Raw genomic sequence first — 21,478 nt, 5'->3', positions numbered from 1 at the left:
TCAATCACCTACCTTGGTTTGGCTTACGACGGCTGTCGCCACGCCGTCTGAGAAAATCATTTGCACGCTGTCGCCGGCTTTGAGCATCGATGCCGTTTGCACGCGTTTATTACCCTTTAATACAGCCGCATACCCTATCTTGATTATGCGGTGCGGATCGAGCGCGGAAAGAATGGCTTTTAACTTTTCGCTTTCGCTTTTCTTTGCCGTAAACCTTGCGCCTACGCCCGACTTTAACAGCTGAACGGTATTAGTCAGTCGCGCAAGCTTGGTATCGAGCCGTTTTTGGACCGAATAGTTCGCGCGCCGCATTTCGAGCTTGACCGTGCTGTAGCCGTGAACGACGCGCTTTTGTACCGCCGCCGTAGTGGCTCGCCCGAGTCGATTAAGCTTACCGACCGCCGATGCGTATCTGTTAAGCACGGCACGCTGCATGGCGTAAGCCGCGCCGTTGACGTCAGCTATAAGCTCCAATGCGTGGCTGTTTACAATCTCGCCCGCAATGGACGGCGTTCCCGCACGCGTGCCCGCGCAAAAGTCGCAGAGCGAATAGTTTATCTCATGCCCGACCGCCGAAATGATCGGGATCTTCGATTGCGCGACCGCGATAGCAAGCTCCTCGTCGTTAAAGCTGTCGAGGTCCTCGTCGCTTCCGCCGCCGCGGCAAAGCACGATCGCGTCCGTCGTGCATTTTTGCAGGCGCCTTATCGCGCGCGCCATTTGCGCCGCCGCGCCCTCGCCCTGGACCTTTACCGGATAAACCCTAATATTCACGAACGGACATTTGTCGTACACTACGCGCATAAAGTCGCGTATCGCCGCGCCGTCGGGGCTAGTAACTGCAACCACGTTTACTATATACTTTGGAAGGAGCGGACGGTTTTCGAAATAACCCAGTTCTTGCAGCTTTTGTTTGAGCGCGGTAAGCTTGGCATTCTTATCGCCTACGCCCTCTAAAAAGTACTCGCAATAAGTGAACGAAACAGTATTGCGCCTATCGTAAAAGTTCACGCTGCCGCGAACAGCTATCTTTGCGCCCTTTTCGATTTGATCGCGCGACGAGAAGTGAACGCACCGCACCGAATACGCGCCGTCGGCAAGCACCAAAAACGTATGCCTGTCTGAATACGATATATCGGCGACCTCGCCCGTAAGCGTAACGTCATGTAGCAGCTCCTCGTCGTCGAACACACCGCGCAGGTAGCGCGACAGCTGCGAAACTGTCATCAACCTATTCACGGAACGCACCGTCCACAGTGTTCTGTAAAAGCATAGCGACCGTCATAGGTCCTACGCCGCCGGGCACGGGCGTAATATAGCCCGCAACCGATTTGACAGTATCGAAATCCACATCGCCGTGAAGTCCGCTCTCGTCGCGGTTTATACCTACGTCGATAACGACCGCGCCGCGCTTTACCATATCGGCAGAGATAAAGTTCTTGCGCCCCACCGCTACGACGAGAATGTCCGCCGTTTTGGTATAGGACGAGAGATCGTCCGTTTTGCTGTGGCAAACAGTAACGGTAGCGTCGGCGGCAAGCAAAAGCATTGCTATGGGTTTACCGACTATATTCGACCGCCCAACGACCACGGCGTGCTTGCCCGCAATTTTCACGCCCGTGCTCTTGATAAGCTCCATAATGCCGCGCGGAGTGCAAGCGACTACTCCGTTTTTAACTCCGGTAAACAGCTTTCCCGCGTTAATACTTTGGAAGCCGTCTACATCCTTATCGGGCGAAATCAACGCAAGCGTTGCCGTCTCGTCGAGATGTTTGGGCAAAGGTAACTGAACGATTATTCCGTCGACCGACTTATCGTTATTAAGCTTAACTATAAGCTCGTTAAGCTCTGCTTGCGTAACGTCCTCTTTAAGTTCATACGCAAAGGAGCGAATGTTACACTCGTCGCACGCCCTGATCTTATTGCGAACGTACACCGCGGACGCGGGATCGCTTCCCACGCGTACTACGGCAAGCCCCGCCTTACGCCCATGCTTTTTCTCGAAATCGAGCGCGAGCATCCTTACGGCGGCGCGAACATTACAAGCTATTGCCTTGCCATCGATTATTTCAGCCATTTGCGCTCTCGCCCTCGTTGGCAATTACGGACGCGAGTATTCCGTTTATAAACGCATGGCTCTTAACGTCCGAATAAATCTTGGCAATTTCGACCGCTTCGTTTGCAACGGCGGCGGGCGGAGTTTTGGTATACATGATCTCGTAGCACGCAACGAACAACAGCGCGAGATCGGCTTTATATATGCGGTCGTACTCGTAGCCTTTCGCGTACTTAACAATCACGTTCTTAATATCGGCATTATGCTCGACAATACCGTTCACTATCGAGTTCACGTAATCACGAGCGTCGAGGTCCGCGTCGCCGAGCAGCTCGTCTTTGGTTTCGTCGTTATATTCGCCCGTCATGACCATTTCGTAGGTCAGCTGAAAAGCTATTTCACGCGCAGCGCGGCGTTTCATGATATTGCCCTCCGTAAAAAATGCCAAATCGGTCGTGCAGCTCGCCCGACCGAAAAATACTAATGCTTGGGAAATTTGACCGAAATAATGTTAACGTTTATCACGCCCATCTTATAATCGGTCATGGTTTCCACTGTTTTCTTGATATTGTCCTGAACCTTGTATGCTATATCCGAACAACTAACTTCGCTGTTTACCTCAATGTAAACGTCGGCGTCGATCGTGTCGCCCACGATAAAACACCGTACGCCCCTGCCGCATACGGCTTCCACGCCGCTTATTTCCTGCGCCGCCAAACGTATGATCGAACGCAGCACGTTATGCCCGTACGTTATTCCGTTCGAAAATAGATTGTTTCGCTTAGCGCTCATTAAACTACCTCTGCCAGATACAGCATATCATTTTAATTATAACACATATCAATCGAAAATACAATACTTTTACGCCGTCATTTTTCAATTTTAATTCCTACTTCTTTTAAGGAAAGAAGTAGGCAAGAAACCTTTACTTTGATTTCTATTCCCCCAAAAAAACTATACATTCTATAAAAACACTTAACAATATTAATTTTAATTCCAAATTAAAACGGGCGCTTTTACGCGCCCGCCCGTGAAATTTTTCTTATTACAGATCGATAGGTTTGATACGAACGTATTCGAGCGACTTGCCCGTTTCGGTCGTTACCATGTCGAGCACCTGTGCAACCTCTTGATCGGTAAGCGCGTCGGACTTGATAATTACGTTGATATTCTCCGTGCCGACGGTTACCAAGCAATCGTCGAAGCCGAGCGACTTGATAAGCGTTTCGAGACGCTGCTCGGTATCCATACCGTTGACAAGCGCCGCAAGACCGCTTTCGGCGTTGGCTTTTGCTTCCTCGGAACTGGCTTCACTTCCGATGATCGCTTCGTAGTACATGACCGTTTCGGAACGCGAGGATTCCCTATCTGCACGCGACGCGGCAAAGTAGTCGCTGTACGTCGTGGTGGAGTCCGCGCCCGCGGGCGTATTCGACGGACGGTTCAAAAAGTAGTTCAAGCACCCCGTCAACACAAGAAGCGCGACCATGCTCGCAAGTACGATAATCTTTTTCTTTTTACTCATAATGCCTCCCTAAATGGATTTTGGATATACCATGATTTTTTCTATCGACAGGTCGAGCAGCGTGGATACCGCATACATGACGTCGAGCTTGACTTTTGTTTGAGTTCCGCCGTCGCACACAACGAGCGCGCTGACGGCTTTGGGATTTTCGGTATCGCCGCCGAACCCCGACGGTGCGGATCTATCCCAATTGATTACTACAGACGCACTGCCCACGCCCGAGATCTGCGACACGATGCTTTCCACTTGCGCGCGCATCGACGAGCAGTAATCGGTCGAACTGTCGGCAGAAAAGTATCCGCTTAGCCCCGTAGTGCTCGTCTTTTCGTCGGTGCGCGACACGCACGAAAAGTATATTATCAGCACAACGATAAGGGTTACTATACACAGAATAACGGGCAGATGCTTTATGCTTTTCAGCTTTTCGATAAAGCCGCGAAGTTTATCCATAAGACATAACCGCCTCCTCGTCGATACCGAAATAGTCCGCAATCGACTTGATGATTTCACTCTTATTTATATGCTCGTCCCCGCCCGTAATGACGGATTGCGAAAAATTTACAGTAGCCGATTTTACAGTCCACCCGTCGACTTCGAGCTTTAAGTCGAAATCGACGCCAAGACCTTTCGTAGAAAGATAATTCTTGACCGAATTTACGAGCATTTCTTCCTTAACTCCGTCCACGTATTGAAGATACCCGCCGTCGATCTCCACTTCGTCCGCCGAGAAATCGAACTTAAACCCATTTTTAAGCAGATTTGGTATGGGCGTAATAATCGCAAGCACGGCGACGCTCGCCGTTACCGAACGGATAACGTTGCGCGTCTTTCCCTTCGGCAACAGCATTTCGGCGACCGTCGATATAACGGCGAGCGCAAGAATGGTTATTCCCCATGCGGCAAACGAACTCATAACCCGATATTCCCCGTGCAGATAATCATTGATAAAAACAGTATGTAAAGAAACGTCATTGCACTCACGACAGCCGCTATTATCGACGACGACTTGCCAATCGAGGTCATGATATTGCAAAGCTTCTCGCCGCCGAGCGGCTCTGCGATCGCCGCAGTGAGTTTTAGCGTAAGCGTGAACACGGCAAGCTTGCTTATGACGGGCGCGGCGCACAGCACTATCAGTATCACTGCGCTCGACCCCAACGCGTTCTTTATCAGCACGTTGCCCGCCATTACGAAGTCGAAGCCCTGCGACAAGTATCCGCCTATAACAGGCACGTACTTAGACACCGCAAACCGCGCGGCGCGCACCGATATTCCGTCCCGCACCGATGCCGTTATGCCCGACACGCCTATCACCGCCACAAACAAAAAGAAGCTCGTCGCCATGAACCACTTACACGCCGACCGAAAAAACTCCGCCGTTTTGTCGAGCTTAATGCCCGTTGAAATGGACCCAATTATATCGAAAACAAGTCCCATAAGAAGCGCGGGAAAACCGAGATACACGATCGCGCTCGTCATGCCGCTGCCGAGAATCGCAACCGACGGCGAATAAACACTAGCCGACGAAGCCGCTCCCGTTGCGGTCATTAACGTGAGCAGTACGGGCGACACAGCATTTATTTGCGTTTTGACCGAAGTAATAAACTTTACCGCACTTACGAGCACCGCCGAGAAATACCCGACCACAAGCGATATCGCTATCGTCGCCGTAGCGAAATACACGACCTTTTCGATCGCTTCCGATGCAAACCGGCCCTTTACCGAATTGATAAGATTGTATGCAAGTACGATCGCCAAGCAGCCTATGAGCATTGGCATGAATTCGAGAACGTCCGCGCCCAATAACGCCGCAATATACGAAACTATACTGTTAAAGTCGTTTTCATACTCGCCCGACGATACGGCACGTATGCGCTCCGCTATATCCTTAAACCCGAACACGGCAAGCTGGTTGGAATTAAGCATATTGAGTATGCCCTGCACCGAGCTGAGGTCTAGGTTATCGAGTGCGTCGTCGACGGTATCTTCAACGCTCGTTTCGTTATTCTCGTTGCGCGGCGAAACCGTTTCGGCATGAGCCTCGGTCGGCACGGCAATTAACAAAAGAACAAACGCCGCCGCGATTATAATCAATTTCAATATTTTTTTCACGACAGCATACCTGCAATAAACTCGAACAGCTTGACGATCACCGGCAGCGAGGTCGCAACGATTATAAGCTTGCCGCCGAGCGTGACCTTATCGGCGAGCGAGCTAAGCCCCACGTCGTCAATTATAGAAGCCGAAAACTCGGTCACATACCCCACCGCAATCACCTTGAACAAAAGCTTGATTACGCTTGTCGCAAGTCCCGCGCGCTTGGCTATATCGGTTATGACCGAAAAAATATCCGAAAAATAATCGATAACCGACAGCACTACTACGATGCCGCCCGCAAGCGCGACGACTGCGGCTAGCTCGCTTTTTACGTCGTGCAGTATCATAAAGCAAAACGCGGTTATGAGCGCGATCGCGGCGATCCCGAAAATTCCCATCAGTACATACCGAACACCGATTTCAGCGTATCGAACAACTGACCTACCATGTTTATTATCATGATAAGCACGATAACAAGCCCCGCAAGCGTTACGAGCGTTGCGATCTCGTCCTTGTCCGTCTTTTTGAGGACCTGATTGATTATTGCCGTTATCAAGCCGACAGCGGCTATCTTGAAAATTATGCTTATATCCATATCACCGCCCGAAGAAAACGATTACAGCGTGAGCACGCCCACGCCGAGTCCCAACAGGAAACCGAGCTTGACCGCGACCGCACCGTACTTTTTGAATTTTTGCTCGGCTTCCGCATGAAGCTTTTCGAACAGCTTACCGAACTCTTCGAGCTCGCGCGTTTGCGAGCCGCTGTCGGATACGCCGAGAGAATTGAAAAACTCGCATACCCGCGCGTAAAGCTCGGCGGACAAAAATCCTCGACTTATAGCGGGCGCGCCGTCCTTGCCAACGGCGTAATCTGCGTATTCGTGCATTTGCTTGATCAACAGCGAACTTTCGACTTTTACCTTGCCGAGCGCGGTAGACACCGAATCGCGCCTATATGTCATATTTCGTTTCAGTTCGCCTATCACGCCGCACACGCCCGCAAGATATACGGCAGTCCTCTTATACGAAAGCATTATAAGGTAGCCTATCGTCGCGCCCGCCGCTACGCATAAAAACACTATCAAAAACTTAACGCTCACGCCGGCACCTCGTTATAAACGCTCAAATTTCGATTAGGCGCGCCGGAAAGCACCGCATACAGTTCCCACACCCCGTCGGCGACTGCCTGCTTGTAGCACGGCTTTTTGAGCAAATCGCGCGGCGTTTCGGCGTGTACTGTAGCGATAACCTTAACGCCGCACGCGGCGGCTTTTCGCACGCCGTCTATATCGTTATCGAACAACTCGTCGGTCGCTATAAAGTCGGGACGCATATTTGCAACGCCCGTTTCGATAGCCACTGACTTGGGTACGCCGCTCATGATATCGGTACAAGCTCCCACGTCGAGCATAGGCGTCCCGTTCACGCACGAGGCTATTTCCTGCTTCTCGTCGCACAATAAAACGTTAAGCCCGCGGTCTGATAAAAGCCGCACAAGATCGCGTAGCATTGTCGTTTTCCCCGCTCCCGGCGGCGACATTATAAGCGTACTTTTAAGCCCGCTTGACACCACGCGCGAATATAAGCTCTGCGCGCAACCTTTTATCTGGTGCGGCAGTCTGATATTGACCGAACAAAAATCTTTAACGGCGATCACGTTTCCGCCGCTCATCACGCCGTAGCCGCATACGCCTATACGTATTCCGCCCGAGACCGAAACGTAGCCGCGTTTGAGCGTTTCGGTAACCGTATAAAGCGAGCGCGAGCACGCGCGCATAACTACGCCCTCCGCGTCGGACCTATCCGCAATAAACGCTTTAAGCTTGTCCTTGGTAATACCGTCCCCGCATAAATAATAATATACGCCGTCGTAGCATACGCGTACGGGCGCGCAATTTATTATGCGAAGCTCGTACACACGCTCAGTCATAAGTCTTTTTAGCGGTTGCACTAGCCTGTCCGGTATGAGCCTGTATAACTCTTCCATACCGTTATGTTTATGGCAAAATACGGCTCGATATGTTAATATTTTCGCTTGACTTTCAAACGAGCGTATTGTATAATACAAAAAACAACCGAGGTGAAGATGTATATAACTTCTTGCAAATAATCGTTACGCTTATAACATCCCATTAATCTATGGGCTCACTTTGCAAGGAGTATTATATATGTCAATGATAAAGGTACAGGGGCTAACCTTTTCTTACGACGGCGGATTTACCGACGTCTTTAATAACGTTTGCTTTAATATAGACACTAACTGGAAGCTCGGCTTCGTCGGGCGAAACGGCAGGGGCAAAACCACCTTTCTTAAACTTTTGCTCGGCGCGTACGAATATAAAGGCTCGATAACTTCGAGCGTCCGTTTTACGTACTTTCCTTTTGAGGTAAACGACAAAACCCGACTTTCGATAGAGGTATTGGGCGATATTTGCGATACGAGCGAATATTGGCGTTTGCAGCGCGAGCTGAATAAATTAAAGCTCGATGAAGAACTGCTATACCGCCCGTTCGACACCCTTTCGGGCGGAGAACGCACCAAACTGATGCTCGCGGGCTTGTTCCTAAACGACGGGAACTTTTTGCTCATAGACGAGCCTACCAATCACCTCGACAGCTTTTCGCGCGAGACCGTGGCGCAATACCTAAACGGCAAATCGGGTTTTATACTCGTATCGCACGACCGCGCATTTTTGGACGACTGCGTAGATCATATCTTATCGATCAACAAAACGAATATCGAGGTGCAAAGCGGTAACTTCTCGTCCTGGTTCGAAAACTTCGAGCGGCAGCAAGCATTTGAAGCCACGCAAAACGATAGGCTTAAAAAGGAAGTGAAAAAGCTGACCGAAGCGGCGCGGCGAACGAGCGAATGGGCACAAAACACCGAAAAAGAAAAGAGCCGCAACAGCGCTTCGAACCACTCCAACGTAATGGGTACGCGAGTGGATAAGGGATATATAGGTCACAAGGCGGCTAAGCTGCAAAAGCGCGCAAAGGCTATCGAAGCGCGCCGCGAGGATGCAGTCGAACAAAAATCGCAGTTACTTAAAAATACGGAGTACGCCGCCGATCTCAAACTGTCGCCCCTATCCTATCGCGCCGAACGGCTTGCTTACGCCGACAACATATCGGTAACGTACGGCGACGCGCCCGTATTCCCGCCCATGTCGTTAGAGATCAAACGCGGCGAAAGAATAGCGTTGTGCGGAAAAAACGGGTGCGGAAAAAGCAGTCTTATAAAGCTTATTGCGGGAAAGGAGCTTTCGCATACGGGACGGCTCGTGATTCCCGCCGATTTGAAAATATCGTACGTGCCGCAGCACGCCGATCACTTAAGCGGTTCGCTAAAAGATTTTGCAACTCTGAACGAAATCGACGAAACTCTTTTCAATACGATACTGCGCAAAATGGACTTTAAGCGCGACGAGCTATTTTCCGATATTTCGAGCTTATCCGAGGGACAAAAGAAAAAAGTGCTTATCGCCAAAAGTCTATGCCAATCGGCGCACCTATACGTTTGGGACGAACCGCTTAACTACATCGATATATATTCGCGTATGCAAATAGAAAAACTGTTAAATGAGTTTGCGCCCACCATGATATTCGTAGAACACGACGCCGCGTTCCGCAGTAATATTGCAACGAGAACTATCAAAATGTAATTTTTTACATTAAAAAAGAAGCCCGAAGGCTTCTTTTTTAATTACTTATTTAACGCGCTCCATGTACGTTCCCGTGCGGGTATCGACGCGGATCTTATCGCCGATATTGACGAACAGCGGCACGCCGAGCGTAAAGCCGGTTTCGAGCGTTGCGGGCTTATTGCCGGGCTTACTCGTGTCGCCTTGAATACCGCCCTCGGTATCGGCAATAACGAGCTCAACGAAGTTGGGCGGCTCGACCGCAAACGGCGAACCCTTGTACGACGAAATGGTGACGGGCATTTCTTCCTTAATGAATTTAAGCGCATCCTCGCAAATGTCGTGATTGAGCGGAAGCATATCGAACGTTTCGCTGTCCATAAAGTAGTAAAGATCGCCGTCGCTGTACGAATAGGTGTAGGCGCGCCTATCGATATGCGCTTCCTCGTACTTATCCGACGGGTTGAACGTGTTTTCGAGAACCTGCCCCGTAATAACGTTTTTAATCTTGGTGCGGACAAACGCCGATCCCTTGCCCGGTTTTACGTGCTGAAATTCGACGACAGTGTAAACCTTACCGTCCATCTCGAATGTTGTGCCTTTGCGGAAATCTCCTGCCGATACCATAAAAATCCTCCTCGGAATAAATTACTTTTGTGTTTACGGGTATTATCCGTAAAAGATTAGATACTGAGTTTTTTGTCGTAAGCCGTAATATCGGTTACGCCGTCCTCGCCGACCACGAGCATATCCTCTATGCGCACACCGCCGAGTCCCGGAATATAAATACCCGGTTCTGCTGTGATCACCATATTGGGTACGAGCACCGTTTGCGAGTTTTTGCCTACGCGCGGCTCCTCGTGGATATCCACACCCACGCCGTGACCGAACGAATGACCGAAATTATCGCCGTAGCCGTGCGAGGTTATGTATTCGCGCGCGAGCGCATCCGCGTCGTGGCAGGTCATGCCCGCCTTGATATTCTTGATCGCGTATTCCTGCGCTTCCTTGACAATATTATAAACCTCGGCAAGCTGTTGACCGGGGTTGCCTAAGCAGAACGTGCGCGTCATATCAGAGCAATAGCCCTCGTACTTTGCGCCCATGTCCACAAGTACCAACTCGTTCTTATCGAGCTTCTTATCGGACGGATGGTGATGGGGCTGCGCGGTGTTTGCGCCGAATGCGACTATCGTTTCGAACGAATTTTTTTCAGCGCCGCCGATGATCATTTCGTAATTGATTTCCGCCATGAGCTCGCGCTCGGTTATGCCCGCTTTTGCACGGGATATAGCCTTTTTAAGCGCGGTTTCCGCAATCTGTTGCGCAGTTTTGATGAACTCGATCTCTTTTTCGGTCTTGACAGCGCGCTTAGCCTGAATCGCCGCTTCGGCGGGTTTAAGCTTAAAGTCGCCGAGCGCGGACTTAAACGCTTGATACTCGTCGATATACATTTTTTCGCCGTAACCGATGTTCTTTGCACCGAGATCTTTAAGAACCTCGGCTATCTTGCCGTAGAACTCGGAATAGGTCGTAATGACGATTTCGAAGTCGGTCACGTTTTCGCGCGCTTCCGCTTCGTACCTGAAATCGGTAATAAACACGTTTTTGGTTTTACCGATAACGACTGCGCCGAACGAGGTTTCGAAATGCGTAAAGTAAAAACGATTGCTCTCGTCGATCACCACGAACGCGTCGATTTTGGGATTATTTTCAAAAAGATCGGTTGTACTCATTATTACCTCTTTTCCTATTATACCATATCTTGCGCCGTATGTTAAGCGTTTTTATGAAGATTTTTCATGATGAGCGCGTCGTCCGCCATTGTGCCGTTCGACTCGCAAACGATATACGGCGACATTTTATACTCGTCAAACAGCTCGGCAAGCGGCGCGTACTCGGGACCGTATTTCGTGTCCTCGAACGTCAAATGCCGTATCTCGCCCTTATCGCCGTACTGTATCTTGGAAAAATGCACGTGCATTTGCGAAGCTTTATCAAACCCAAGCTTGTCGATAGTATAATCAAGTATGCGGCGGTAATCGTCCTTGGTTTTCAGTCCGCCATGCATATACGAATTGATATGCCCGAAGTCGAAGCACGGATAGAACTTTTCGTAAATAAGGCAAAACTCGACGACCTCCTCGACCGTGCCGATTTGGTTGTTTTTGCCCATGGTTTCCAAACAGACCTTAAAGTCGTAATCAAGCTTTCTGCACGCGTCGGCGAGCAAAACAAGATTGCTCTTAGTCCGCTCCACCGCTTCCTGTCTTGTCGCCTTGCCGCACGCCGCGGGATGAACGACAACGCGCTCGCCGCCCAGCTTTTTGCAAGCTTCTATCGACTGCAAAACGTAGCCTATCGATTTACTTATCATTTCGGGCTCGGGATTGGCGAAATTAGTATAGTACGGCGCATGAACGCTTATCGCAATATCGTATTTGGAAAAGGCTCCCTTGATTTTTTGCGCCGTTTCGTCCGACATACTGACGCCGCGCCCGAACGAATATTCAAACGCATTAAGCCCCAAGCCGTGCAAAAACTCGCCTTCTTGGTACGTGTGTTTATTCCCCGCTTCGTAAAAGCTGTTGCTGTTTCCGCTCGGTCCTATCCTTATCATTTCTTGTACCACCCGATATCTTGATGCACCTGCTTCGACAGCTTATCGGTCGTGTCGAACTTCTTGATTGCACGGATATATTCATGGAAGTAAATCGTTACTTCTTTATCGTAGATATTCTCGTTAAAATTATCGAGCATGATTTCGACAACCGTCTTGGAAAGGTCGAACGTAGGTCGTCCGCCTACGTTGGTCGCGCCGTAATAGGTGTTCCCGTCGATAACGCAGCTCGTGCCGTAAACGCCTTTCTTGGGAAGCATTTTGCTTGCGGGAAACTTAATATTCGCGGTGGGAATATCGAACATACGCCCCGCGCCCCTGCCACGCACGACCTTGCCGCTGAGCATGAACGGTGCGCCGAGGTATGTATTCGCTTTTTCCATATCGCCTTTTTCGAGCAATCTTTTAACGACGGTGGTCGAAATGCGCTCGCCGTTCTCCTCGAACTTGTCCATTACTATACAATCGACGCCGTGTGCTTCGCAATACTTTTTAAGAAATTCCGCGTCGCCCTTTGCGCCCTTGCCGAACGAGTAATCATAGCCGCACGCTACGGCCTTGATCTTATGATGAGCGAAAAGCAAATCAAGGAAACGCTCGGCAGTGCAGTTTTTAAGCCGACTGTCGAACCGCATGGGAAGCACGCAATCGCACAAGCCGTCGAGAAGCGCAGAGCGCTCGGCATACGTATACACCTGCTTTCCGTCCATATTGAACTGCTTGTAGGCGTTGTTCGTAAAGGTTGCGACCGCGCAAGTAAGACCGTGCGACTTGGCGTATTCGCCCGCCAATTTTATTAGCGCGCGATGCCCCAAGTGCATACTGTCGAAATACCCGAGAGCAACGCAGGCTTCTTCCGTAGTAAGCTCTTTCATCATTTTATATCCCACCGTCCTTCAAATACGTTTTTAGCTTTAGCACGCCGTTCACCGAACAGCCTATGCCGAAAAACTCGTCGTTACAAAATATAAGACTGTCGCCGTCCGTTTCGCACTCGATCCTCCTGCCGTGGATAAGCTCGTCGTAAAGCTTACTATCGACCGAAAACCTCGGCATATCAAGCGCATTTTGCGGCGCGATCAACGCTTTTTCCTTTAATTCTTCCAGATTGTCGAGGGTGATGCTGTCCTTTATATCGAACAATCCCGACCGCGTGCGCTGTAAATAAGTGAGCGTTGCGAGCGAGCCGCACATTTTCGCCACGTCGCGGCAAATCGCCCGAATATATGTCCCAGACGAACAAGTGATCTCAAAAACCATTTCGTTCATCCTGGGCTGACAAATAAGCTGTGCGTCGTAGATAGTGACGCGCGAGGGTTTAAGCTCTACCTCTTTACCGTCGCGAGCTAAGGCGTATGCGCGCTTGCCGTCTACATGCTTCGCGCTGTATACGGGCGGTATTTGGTCGATCTCGCCAACTAGCGACCGCACCGCGCCGAGCGCTGCGTCAACGCTCGGTATGTCGTCCGTCCTGTTTACGACCTCGCCCAGCGCGTCGAGCGTGTCCGTTTCGTAACCGAACTCGAACTTTGCAATATAAGTTTTCATTCTGCCCGAAATATAATCGAACAGTCGCGCCGACTTGCCGACGCCTATAACGAGCACGCCCTCCGCCATGGGATCGAGAGTACCCATGTGCCCTACGTGCTTTTCGCCAAGTATGCGCTTGACCTTGCCGACCGCCTGAGCCGACGACATTCCGCGCGGTTTATAAAGATTGATCAGTCCATTCACGATAATTTATCAAGCGCGGCCTTTGCCGCAGCAACAGTTTTTTCCATAACATCGTAGCGATTACCTTTAATGATACAGCCCGCCGCGTTCTTATGTCCGCCGCCGCCGAAGGTTTCCGCCGCGGCAGCTACGTCCGCCTTTTTAGAGCGGAAAGACACGCGGAACAGCCCGCCAGGCTGATCGCACATGGATATGGATATTTTAACGCCGCGGATGCTCGACGCGTAGTCGATAAGCCCTTCGGTATCGTCGGAAGTACAGTTACAGCTATCGAGCATTTCTTTCGTAATAGCCATAAGCGCGATTTGCCCGTTCTCGAACAGAATAATACCGTCGATCGCCTTAGCGGTCAGACGTATGCGCGAAAAGCTTTTGTTTTTGTAAAGTTCCTGATTGAGCGTACCCGCATCAACACCCATTCGGCAAAGCGAAGCCGCTATATCGAACGCCTTAGCCGTGGTGTTATTGTGCATGAAATGCCCCGTATCGGTCGAAAGCCCCGTATAAAGACAGGTTGCGACCGTTTTATCGATAAGCCCCGTGCCCTCAAACATATCGAAAATAATTTCACACGTACTGCAAGCGTCGCCGTTTATAAAGTTTATCTTACCGTACTTGTTGTTTGTGGGATGATGGTCGATATCTATAATATTTTTTGCGGTGTCCAAAAACCGTCTGTACTCGCCGAGCCGAGTATCGATGGCGCAGTCGACGGCTATAAACAAGTCGTAGTCATTAAACCGCGGCGCGTTGAACGAATCGTACCCCGGCAAGAAATCGAACGAGTCCGTTTTTTCGGCGTCGCAAACCGCGTCGGCGGTTTTGCCGAGGTTTTCGCAAATAAACCGCATGGCGAGCGCCGAACCTATGCAATCGCCGTCTGGACGGATATGCCCGCAAATAAGCACCTTATCCGATGCCTTTATCGCCGATATGATTTCAGTCGTTATTTCCGTCATTGCTGTGAAAACCTTTGATCAACTCCTCAATGCGCTCGTAGTAAGCCTGAGATTTGTCGATCACGAAGTTGAGCCGCGGCACGCCGCGCATTTCGCTGTTCTCCTCGGCAAGCCTGTTTCTGATATAGCCCGCCGAACCGTTGAGCGCGTCGAGCACTTTCTTATCGTCGTTCTCTATCGATACGAACACCGTGGCGTACCGAAGATCGCGCGACATCTCGGCGTCGACTACGTCCACACCGTGAATACGCGGATCGCTGAGCCCGTCGATAATTACGGCTACGTCGCGCTTTATAATACTTCCTATGCGTTCGGCTCTGTGGCTCGTGCCGTTCCTGCCCCTCACTTGCTCTCCTTTTCAACGACGAAGCATTCGATCTCGTCGTCTTCGAGGTACTCGGTATAATCGCTTATCGCGATACCGCATTCCAAACCGATAGTGACTTCCTTAGCGTCGTCCTTAAACCGTTTAAGACCGACGATATTGCCCTCGTGAATGAGCTTTCCGCCGCGGTACAAGCGCGCCTTGCCACCGCGAACGATCTTGCCCGTTTGCACGTAGCTACCCGCGACGATACCAACGCCCGAAACCTTGAAGGTAGTGCGGACGATAGCTTTACCCGTAGTGCGTTCGACGAACTTGGGCGCAAGCATATCGGTGATCTGTTCCGTAACGTAGTCGAGCGCTTCGTAAATAATGCCGAACTGCTTAATGGAAATACCGTTGCGTTCCGCGGCGTTACGCGCGTCGCTGTCCGGCTTAACGTTGAAGCCGATAATGCTCGCCTTGGCAACCTCCGCCATCATAACGTCGGACTGGTTGATAGCGCCTACGCCGCTGTGTACGACGGTGACCTTGACTTCCTCGTTGCCGAGATGAGAGAGCGATTCTTTAAGCGCTTCGGCAGAGCCCTGAACGTCGGCTTTGACGAGAACCTTGTATTCTTTGAGCGAGTCGCCTTCCATTTTGCTGAACGCCTTGTCGAGATCGGCAAGCGGAACGTCGGACATCATCTCGTTCTTGGCTTTCGCCGCACGTTCTTCTATGACCTGACGCGCCATCTTTTCGCTCTCGACCACGGCGAGCGGATCGCCCGCTTGCGGGACCTGCGCCAAGCCGTATACGGCAACGGGAGTCGACGGACCCGCCGACTTGATATTTTTGCCTTTATCGTCGGTGAGCGAGCGTACCCTGCCGTACGTCGTGCCCGAAACCACGTAATCGCCGACTTTGAGCGTACCGTTCTGAACGATAACTGTCGCGACCGCGCCGCGCCCCTTGTCGAGCCGCGCTTCTATAACGTAGCCGCGAGCGTGACGGTTGGGGTTGGCGCGAAGATTCATGTACTCGGCTTGGAACAGGATATTTTCAAGGAGCGTATCGATCCCCTTGTTCTGCTTAGCCGAAATAGGGATCATAGGCACGTTGCCGCCCCACTCTTCCGCCAAAAGCTCGTGCTCGGCGAGCTGTTGCTTGATCTTGTCGATATTCGCGCCCTGCTTGTCTATCTTGTTGATAGCGACAACGATAGGCACGTTCGCTTCCTTCGCGTGCTTGATAGCTTCCTCGGTCTGAGGCATGACGCCGTCGTCCGCCGCAACTATAAGAACCGCTATATCGGTGACAGTCGCACCGCGGCGACGCATTTCGGTGAATGCTTCGTGACCGGGCGTATCAAGGAAGGTTATCTTCTCGCCGTTTAGCTCGACCGAGTACGCGCCGATATGCTGGGTAATGCCGCCCGCTTCGCCGCTGACGACCGACGTTTTGCGGATAGCGTCGAGGAGCGAGGTTTTACCGTGGTCGACGTGACCCATAACCGTGATAATGGGCGGACGCTTAACAAGGCTTTCCTCGGGGTCGGGCTCGGAGTGAAGTTCGAGAAGCTGTTCTTCCTTGGTTTTTTCGAGTTTGAGCTCGATATTTACGCCGAGAACGTCGGCAACAAGCTGCATGGTCGGGAAATCGACGACGGAGTTTATAGTCGTCATAATGCCGAGCTCCATGAGCTTTTTAATAATTTCCTGCGCCGTCTTACCTATCTTTTCGGATAAGATCTTAACGGTGAGGTTTTCGGTCGTGATGACCGCATTCTCTATCTTGATAGGCGCAAAAGGTACGACCTTATTGACCTTTTTGTTTTTGAGCTTACGCGTGCCCATACGCTCTTCGTCTACGTTCTCTTGAATGTAGCCTTTGCGAATAAGCGTGCGCTTGTTCATTTGCCGCTTGTCGTCGGGCTTTACCGCAGACTTTTTGCTAGCCGTTTCGCGCTGTTTGCGCCCTGCCGTTGCGGGCGGCTCGAACTTAGCCATAGACGGGCGCGACAAACTTCCCGCAGGGCGTGCGCCCATGGGACGAGTACCCGTTGCGCCTGTACGCGGTTGCGGACGAGCGCCGTTCGCTGCGGGACGGTCAGAACGCGGGCGCGGCTCGCTTACGGGACGGGGCGTGTGCTTGATAACGCCGCGTATATAGCTGGGAATAGCCGTACGCGTTCCGCTGTTCTCAGTAACGACGGGACTCGCGGTCGTGCTTGCGGCAGGCTGCTGCGCAGTCTGTTCCGCGCCCTTATCTTCAACGGGCGCTTCCTGCTCGGCAACGCCGACGACAGGCTCTTGCTTTTCCTGCTCGGGAACGCTTACGACGGGCTCGGTCGCTTCCGGCGTAGCTTCTGCTGCGGGTGCGGAAGGCTCGACGGGCTTTGCCGCTTCCCTTTCGGCTGCGGCAATGCGCTGTTGTTCTTCCTCTTGCCGCGCGCGTTCGGCGGCAATATCGGCAAGGCGTGCACGAGCCTCGGCGTATAGCTTTTCTATACGCTTTCTGATCTCGGCAACGCGCTTGGCGTTGTTTTGCAGTTCATTGGATTCCACAAGCGTGTGAAGCCGCTTAATGTTCTTCGCCGCATCGTCGGTGTTCGATACATTGGTTGTCGTGTTATCCAAAAAAATTACCTCCGTAACCCATTTTCGAGTTTGTATTGCACGCTCTCGTCGTTTGAAACGAATTGAACGACCGCACTTGCCATGTTTCCGTCGGTCAGTCCCAGCGCTTTAACGTTATTGCCAACTACTTCTTCGAGCGCCGCCGCCATAACGAGCGGAATACGCTTTTGCTCGGCGAGCCTTTTCATGCCGTCCGCAAGATTAACGGACGCCGTGCCGCTCACCGCGAGAAGTTTAACGCCTCGGGAAGATTTAAGGTTGTCGTAACCATAGACTATCTTTCCCGCACGCTTGGCAAACCCTATCATTGAAACAAATTTATCGGTCTTGCTGTCCATTATTTATAAGATTTCTGTAAGCTTCCGTGATCGACGCGTACACGCTATCGGGGATCTGTTGCTTAAATACGCGTGACAGCGCGCGTTTTTTGGTCATGTTTGCTATGCACTCGTCACATCTACAAACGTACGCGCCGCGCCCCGCAGCCTTGCCAGTCGAATCGAGCGAAAGCTCGCCGTTAGAGCTGCGAACTATGCGAACAAGCTCGGATTTATCCTTTTGCTGTCTGCATACTATGCACGACCGAAGCGGAACGTGCTGCATTTAGTCAAGCTCCCCGAGATCCTCGTCAAACACGTCGAAGTTGTCGCTGCCCATTTGCTCGGCACGCTCTGTCGCCGCCTTGACTTCCTGTTCCATAGCCGAGTACGGTTTGATATCTATTTTCCAGCCCGTGAGCTTAGCGGCAAGCCGAGCGTTTACGCCCTCTCTGCCGATAGCAAGACTGAGCTGATCGTCCATAACGACTACGCGCGCTACGCGCTCGTCCTCTTTTGCTTCGACCATGACGACCTTAGCGGGCAAAAGCGCACGCGCGATATATTCGAGCGGATCCTCGTGCCACGGGATAATGTCGATCTTTTCGCCGCCGACCTCGGATATAATGCTGTTTACGCGCGCGCCGCGGTTACCGACGCAAGCGCCGACCGCATCAACGCCCGAATCGTTGGCATGAACCGCCATTTTCGTTCTCAAACCTGCTTCGCGGACAATGCCCTTGATAGCGACTACGCCGCTCGCAATTTCGGGAACCTCGATCTCGAACAGCTTGCGCACGAATCCGGGCGCCGTGCGGGTAACGAGAACTTGCGGACCGCGCGAGGTCGTTTTGATACCCTTGACGAAAACCTTGATCTTGTCGCCGACCTTGAACTTATCGCCCGGCAACTGATCCTTGGGATAAAGCACGGCTTCCATCTTTTGGATCTCTACGCATACGTTCTTGCCGTCGACGCGGTGCACGACGCAAGTCACGAGCTGTTCTTCCTTTTCGGCAAGCTCGGTATACGCCTTTTCGCTCTCGACTGCGCGAAGTTTTTGCGTGACTATCTGTTTGGCCATTTGCGCAACGATACGACCGAACTCCGCCGCGTCCACGTTGCCCAAAATCTCGTCACCGACCTTGTACTTCTTATCGACAAGCCGCGCGTCTTCGAGGCTGATTTCGGTTTCCCTGTCCTCGACGACCTCGACGACCTTTTGACAAGTATAGATGTTAAAGGTTTTTAGCTCGGGCGTCATGACGATCTTTATCGCCTTGGGAACGCCGTACTGCTTTTTGTACGCACTCGTGAGCGCGTCTTGAAGCGCGTCGATAAAGACCTCTTTCTTGATCCCGCGTTCGGTCTCCAAATCGCTCAGCGCGTCGTAGAAATCGGCTTGGAGCGTAAGCGTCGAACTTTTCTTAGCCATTTTTTCTTCTCCCGAAAAAAATATTTTTTGGTTAAACACTTTTTAAGTGTGATGTTGATTTATTCAAACTCGATAAACGGACGAACAAGCGACACGCGCGAACACGGTATTTCCAGTCTTTCGCCGTCCGTTTCGATCACGAGCGTATCCGCCGTTTTCTCGATAAGCACTGCACCGTCGTAAGCTTTTAGCTTCGTTCCGTCAAGCGGCGCGAACAGCTTGACCTCGACTTTTTTACCGTAGTTGCGCTCGTAGTCACGTTGCGTCTTGAACGGGCGGTCAAGCCCCGGCGACGATACGTCCAAACAGTACGGTCTGTCGCCCGTGGGGTCGAGCGCGTCGAGCGGTCCGTCGAGTGCGTTGGACACCTTTTCGCAGTCGTCCAAGCTGACGCCTGTTTCGTTTGCTATATAGATTATCAAATGCTTATCGCCGTAGAGAGTCTTGTACTCTATGTCCACAAGCTCGTAGCCGAGCGTGGTTACTACTTCCTCTATTACGGGCTTAGCCTTTTCGATAACGCTGTTAATAATGCACCTCTTAAAAAGTAAGAGCGGGTTTTGTCAACCCACTCTCACGCTAACTCTTATAGTACCTTACATACTATACCACTATTACAATGAATTTGCAAGCATTTTTGCATATTTTGTGTTATTATTTTTTTTGCGCCAATATCTTGTGCATGGCGATAAACGCCTTGGCTGTTGCCGCCGCGTCGTGATAGGCGCGGTGCGCGTTCTCGTTTGTTAGCCCCAAGCCTTCCAAAACCTTATCGAGCGTGAGCTTGCTTATGCCCGGGATAGCGAGCGGCGCAATACCCATTGTGTCGTAAGTTTTGCGGTCGCCGAACGCGAGACCGCATCTGTTCCCGCCTTTCAGAAGGAACGGAAAGTCGAAAGATATATTATGGCAAACGAACGAGCAGCCGTAGCTGAACTTATAGAAATCGGGCAAAACGTCCTCAAACAACGGCTGCCCCTTTACCATGTCGTCGGTTATGCCCGTCTTTGCGGACACCTCGGGCGGAATAGGTCTACGCGGATCGATAAGCGTGGAAAAATACTCGGTTATCCTGCCGTCCTCTATCCTTACCGCGCCGAGCTCCGTCGGCTTGTCGTAAACGATAGACAGTCCCGTCGTTTCAAAGTCGAACACCACGAACCCGCCTTTCAGCGCGGGCGGAAGCTCGCTCGCCGCCTCGAACATACTCGACTGAACAAACTCCTCGTACGGCTGCGGTATTACCCGCTCGTACTTGTTAGGCACGGGCTTAGGCTGTGTTACGGTCAGTCCGTCCACGTCACATGTACACATTTCGCGCACGTAAATCGAAGCTTCGTTTCGCGCGCTCTCGTACTCGACGTTACCGAACACACACACCTTTTTACTCAAAAGCTCGGGACTGACTATGCCGCCGCGGCTGTCGGGCGAATACCTGCATTGTAAGCTAGTTTCGCCGTCATAGAGCAAAAACCGCTCGTACTTTCGCCCGCCCTTGCTCATGAACTCGGTGGGCATGGCGAACACGCCGCAAACGGTCACGTTGTATGCGTTCGCGGTCAGGCTCGACACAGATTGCGCGGTTTCGACGTTAAGATTGCCGAGTATGGGCTTGCAATTCCTAACGGCGTATTCTTTCGTCGGCGCGGCGACCGTCGCCGAGTACGTAGTGCCGCTCGCGGCAAAGTCGACGATTTCTATATCGGCAATAACTTCCTGCGCGTAATTGTTTTTCAAAAACTCGTTAAGGCGCACCACGTAGTCGTTCTTGGCAAGCTCGTACATTGCGCCGTGCATTTTCATTTTGACCTTGCAGGGCGTACCGATCTCGGCGGAAATAGTATGAAGCACCGACGACACGTAAGAGAACCTTTCTGTGAAAGCAACTACCGCGGCGCGAATATTTGCGGGCGTAGGATCGTCGTCGACTATGTTAATTGAAACCTGCGCGGTGAACCCGCAAATTTCGGTCAAAAGCGCGGTAAGCTCGAACTTGTTTCCGTCTACTAACCGCCTATCCTCTTTTTTGCAAACGACGGTAACGACCGCGTGCGTATTGTCGGGAAACGTCACTTTGGGAAAACGCAACGCGCTGAATTTGCCGCTCGTTTTTTCGTTTACTTTTTTATAGATCTCGTTCATG

The 21,478-nt window shown here is 51.5% G+C and carries 26 protein-coding genes; 1 reads left to right on the top strand and 25 read right to left on the bottom strand.

What is annotated here, in order from left to right:
* The 12 genes from xseA to tadA all read right to left on the bottom strand — a co-directional run bounded on the left by xseA (window position 1) and on the right by tadA (window position 7,667).
* Window positions 1–1,227 (bottom strand): exodeoxyribonuclease VII large subunit, encoded by a 1,227-nt coding sequence (gene xseA, locus HDT28_06935; GenBank protein ID MBD5132300.1) that lies wholly within the window; start codon window positions 1,225–1,227, stop codon window positions 1–3.
* A gap of 4 nt (window positions 1,228–1,231) precedes the next feature.
* Window positions 1,232–2,077 (bottom strand): bifunctional methylenetetrahydrofolate dehydrogenase/methenyltetrahydrofolate cyclohydrolase FolD, encoded by an 846-nt coding sequence (gene folD / locus HDT28_06930; GenBank protein ID MBD5132299.1) that lies wholly within the window; start codon window positions 2,075–2,077, stop codon window positions 1,232–1,234.
* A complete protein-coding gene (nusB, locus tag HDT28_06925) occupies window positions 2,070–2,477 on the bottom strand; it encodes a transcription antitermination factor NusB (protein ID MBD5132298.1) in 408 nt (135 codons plus the stop codon). Before nusB ends, folD begins: the two co-directional genes overlap by 8 nt.
* A 59-nt stretch (window positions 2,478–2,536) precedes the next feature.
* Window positions 2,537–2,848, bottom strand: a complete 312-nt coding sequence (locus HDT28_06920; protein ID MBD5132297.1) for an Asp23/Gls24 family envelope stress response protein — start codon at window positions 2,846–2,848, stop codon at window positions 2,537–2,539.
* Window positions 2,849–3,101: 253 nt separating this feature from the next.
* Window positions 3,102–3,581: a SpoIIIAH-like family protein gene (locus HDT28_06915; protein MBD5132296.1), complete on the bottom strand. Its 480-nt coding sequence runs from the start codon at window positions 3,579–3,581 to the stop codon at window positions 3,102–3,104.
* 9 nt (window positions 3,582–3,590) lie between these two features.
* A complete protein-coding gene (locus HDT28_06910; protein ID MBD5132295.1) occupies window positions 3,591–4,031 on the bottom strand; it encodes a hypothetical protein in 441 nt (146 codons plus the stop codon).
* Window positions 4,024–4,494, bottom strand: coding sequence for a hypothetical protein (locus HDT28_06905; protein MBD5132294.1), 471 nt, complete (start codon window positions 4,492–4,494; stop codon window positions 4,024–4,026). Before HDT28_06905 ends, HDT28_06910 begins: the two co-directional genes overlap by 8 nt.
* On the bottom strand, window positions 4,491–5,693 hold the full coding sequence (locus tag HDT28_06900; GenBank protein ID MBD5132293.1) for a hypothetical protein: 1,203 nt from the start codon (window positions 5,691–5,693) through the stop codon (window positions 4,491–4,493). Before HDT28_06900 ends, HDT28_06905 begins: the two co-directional genes overlap by 4 nt.
* Window positions 5,690–6,076, bottom strand: coding sequence for a hypothetical protein (locus tag HDT28_06895; protein MBD5132292.1), 387 nt, complete (start codon window positions 6,074–6,076; stop codon window positions 5,690–5,692). Before HDT28_06895 ends, HDT28_06900 begins: the two co-directional genes overlap by 4 nt.
* The gene (gene spoIIIAC, locus HDT28_06890) at window positions 6,076–6,273 is read right to left on the bottom strand and encodes a stage III sporulation protein AC (GenBank protein MBD5132291.1); all 198 of its coding nucleotides are present in this window, start codon (window positions 6,271–6,273) and stop codon (window positions 6,076–6,078) included. The genes HDT28_06895 and spoIIIAC overlap by 1 nt, the downstream gene beginning before the upstream one ends.
* A 21-nt stretch (window positions 6,274–6,294) precedes the next feature.
* The gene (locus tag HDT28_06885) at window positions 6,295–6,780 is read right to left on the bottom strand and encodes a hypothetical protein (protein ID MBD5132290.1); all 486 of its coding nucleotides are present in this window, start codon (window positions 6,778–6,780) and stop codon (window positions 6,295–6,297) included.
* Window positions 6,777–7,667, bottom strand: a complete 891-nt coding sequence (tadA, locus tag HDT28_06880; GenBank protein MBD5132289.1) for a Flp pilus assembly complex ATPase component TadA — start codon at window positions 7,665–7,667, stop codon at window positions 6,777–6,779. Before tadA ends, HDT28_06885 begins: the two co-directional genes overlap by 4 nt.
* Before the next feature lie 181 nt (window positions 7,668–7,848).
* Here tadA and abc-f point away from each other — a divergent pair, with 181 nt between their 5' ends.
* Entirely contained in the window at window positions 7,849–9,345 is a 1,497-nt protein-coding gene (gene abc-f / locus HDT28_06875; GenBank protein MBD5132288.1) for an ABC-F type ribosomal protection protein, read from the top strand.
* Between the two features lie 45 nt (window positions 9,346–9,390).
* Here the strand turns inward: abc-f and efp are convergent, their stop codons facing one another.
* The 13 genes from efp to HDT28_06810 form a co-directional block, all read right to left on the bottom strand.
* Entirely contained in the window at window positions 9,391–9,951 is a 561-nt protein-coding gene (gene efp / locus HDT28_06870; protein ID MBD5132287.1) for an elongation factor P, read from the bottom strand.
* A gap of 56 nt (window positions 9,952–10,007) precedes the next feature.
* A complete protein-coding gene (locus HDT28_06865; GenBank protein ID MBD5132286.1) occupies window positions 10,008–11,060 on the bottom strand; it encodes an aminopeptidase P family protein in 1,053 nt (350 codons plus the stop codon).
* Window positions 11,061–11,101: 41 nt separating this feature from the next.
* Window positions 11,102–11,944 (bottom strand): TIM barrel protein, encoded by an 843-nt coding sequence (locus HDT28_06860; protein ID MBD5132285.1) that lies wholly within the window; start codon window positions 11,942–11,944, stop codon window positions 11,102–11,104.
* On the bottom strand, window positions 11,941–12,822 hold the full coding sequence (gene ribF / locus HDT28_06855; protein ID MBD5132284.1) for a riboflavin biosynthesis protein RibF: 882 nt from the start codon (window positions 12,820–12,822) through the stop codon (window positions 11,941–11,943). The genes HDT28_06860 and ribF overlap by 4 nt, the downstream gene beginning before the upstream one ends.
* A 1-nt stretch (window position 12,823) precedes the next feature.
* Complete coding sequence (truB, locus tag HDT28_06850; GenBank protein MBD5132283.1) at window positions 12,824–13,678, bottom strand: tRNA pseudouridine(55) synthase TruB; 855 nt, start codon at window positions 13,676–13,678, stop codon at window positions 12,824–12,826.
* Complete coding sequence (locus HDT28_06845; GenBank protein ID MBD5132282.1) at window positions 13,675–14,637, bottom strand: bifunctional oligoribonuclease/PAP phosphatase NrnA; 963 nt, start codon at window positions 14,635–14,637, stop codon at window positions 13,675–13,677. Before HDT28_06845 ends, truB begins: the two co-directional genes overlap by 4 nt.
* On the bottom strand, window positions 14,618–14,983 hold the full coding sequence (gene rbfA, locus HDT28_06840; GenBank protein ID MBD5132281.1) for a 30S ribosome-binding factor RbfA: 366 nt from the start codon (window positions 14,981–14,983) through the stop codon (window positions 14,618–14,620). Before rbfA ends, HDT28_06845 begins: the two co-directional genes overlap by 20 nt.
* Window positions 14,980–17,583 (bottom strand): translation initiation factor IF-2, encoded by a 2,604-nt coding sequence (gene infB, locus HDT28_06835; protein MBD5132280.1) that lies wholly within the window; start codon window positions 17,581–17,583, stop codon window positions 14,980–14,982. The genes rbfA and infB overlap by 4 nt, the downstream gene beginning before the upstream one ends.
* Window positions 17,584–17,588: 5 nt before the next feature.
* Window positions 17,589–17,921: a hypothetical protein gene (locus HDT28_06830; protein ID MBD5132279.1), complete on the bottom strand. Its 333-nt coding sequence runs from the start codon at window positions 17,919–17,921 to the stop codon at window positions 17,589–17,591.
* Window positions 17,902–18,186 carry a YlxR family protein gene (locus HDT28_06825; protein MBD5132278.1) on the bottom strand — a complete coding sequence of 95 codons (285 nt, stop codon included), beginning with the start codon at window positions 18,184–18,186 and terminating at the stop codon, window positions 17,902–17,904. The genes HDT28_06830 and HDT28_06825 overlap by 20 nt, the downstream gene beginning before the upstream one ends.
* Window positions 18,187–19,335, bottom strand: a complete 1,149-nt coding sequence (nusA, locus tag HDT28_06820; protein ID MBD5132277.1) for a transcription termination/antitermination protein NusA — start codon at window positions 19,333–19,335, stop codon at window positions 18,187–18,189.
* Between the two features lie 59 nt (window positions 19,336–19,394).
* The gene (locus HDT28_06815; protein MBD5132276.1) at window positions 19,395–19,853 is read right to left on the bottom strand and encodes a ribosome maturation factor RimP; all 459 of its coding nucleotides are present in this window, start codon (window positions 19,851–19,853) and stop codon (window positions 19,395–19,397) included.
* Window positions 19,854–19,989: 136 nt separating this feature from the next.
* Window positions 19,990–21,477, bottom strand: coding sequence for a 3'-5' exonuclease (locus tag HDT28_06810; protein ID MBD5132275.1), 1,488 nt, complete (start codon window positions 21,475–21,477; stop codon window positions 19,990–19,992).
* Window position 21,478: the final 1 nt, after the last annotated feature.

The sequence above is a fragment of the Clostridiales bacterium genome (assembly GCA_014799665.1).
Taxonomy (GTDB): domain Bacteria; phylum Bacillota; class Clostridia; order Christensenellales; family Pumilibacteraceae; genus Anaerocaecibacter.
This window is presented reverse-complemented; position numbering and strand designations above follow the sequence as displayed.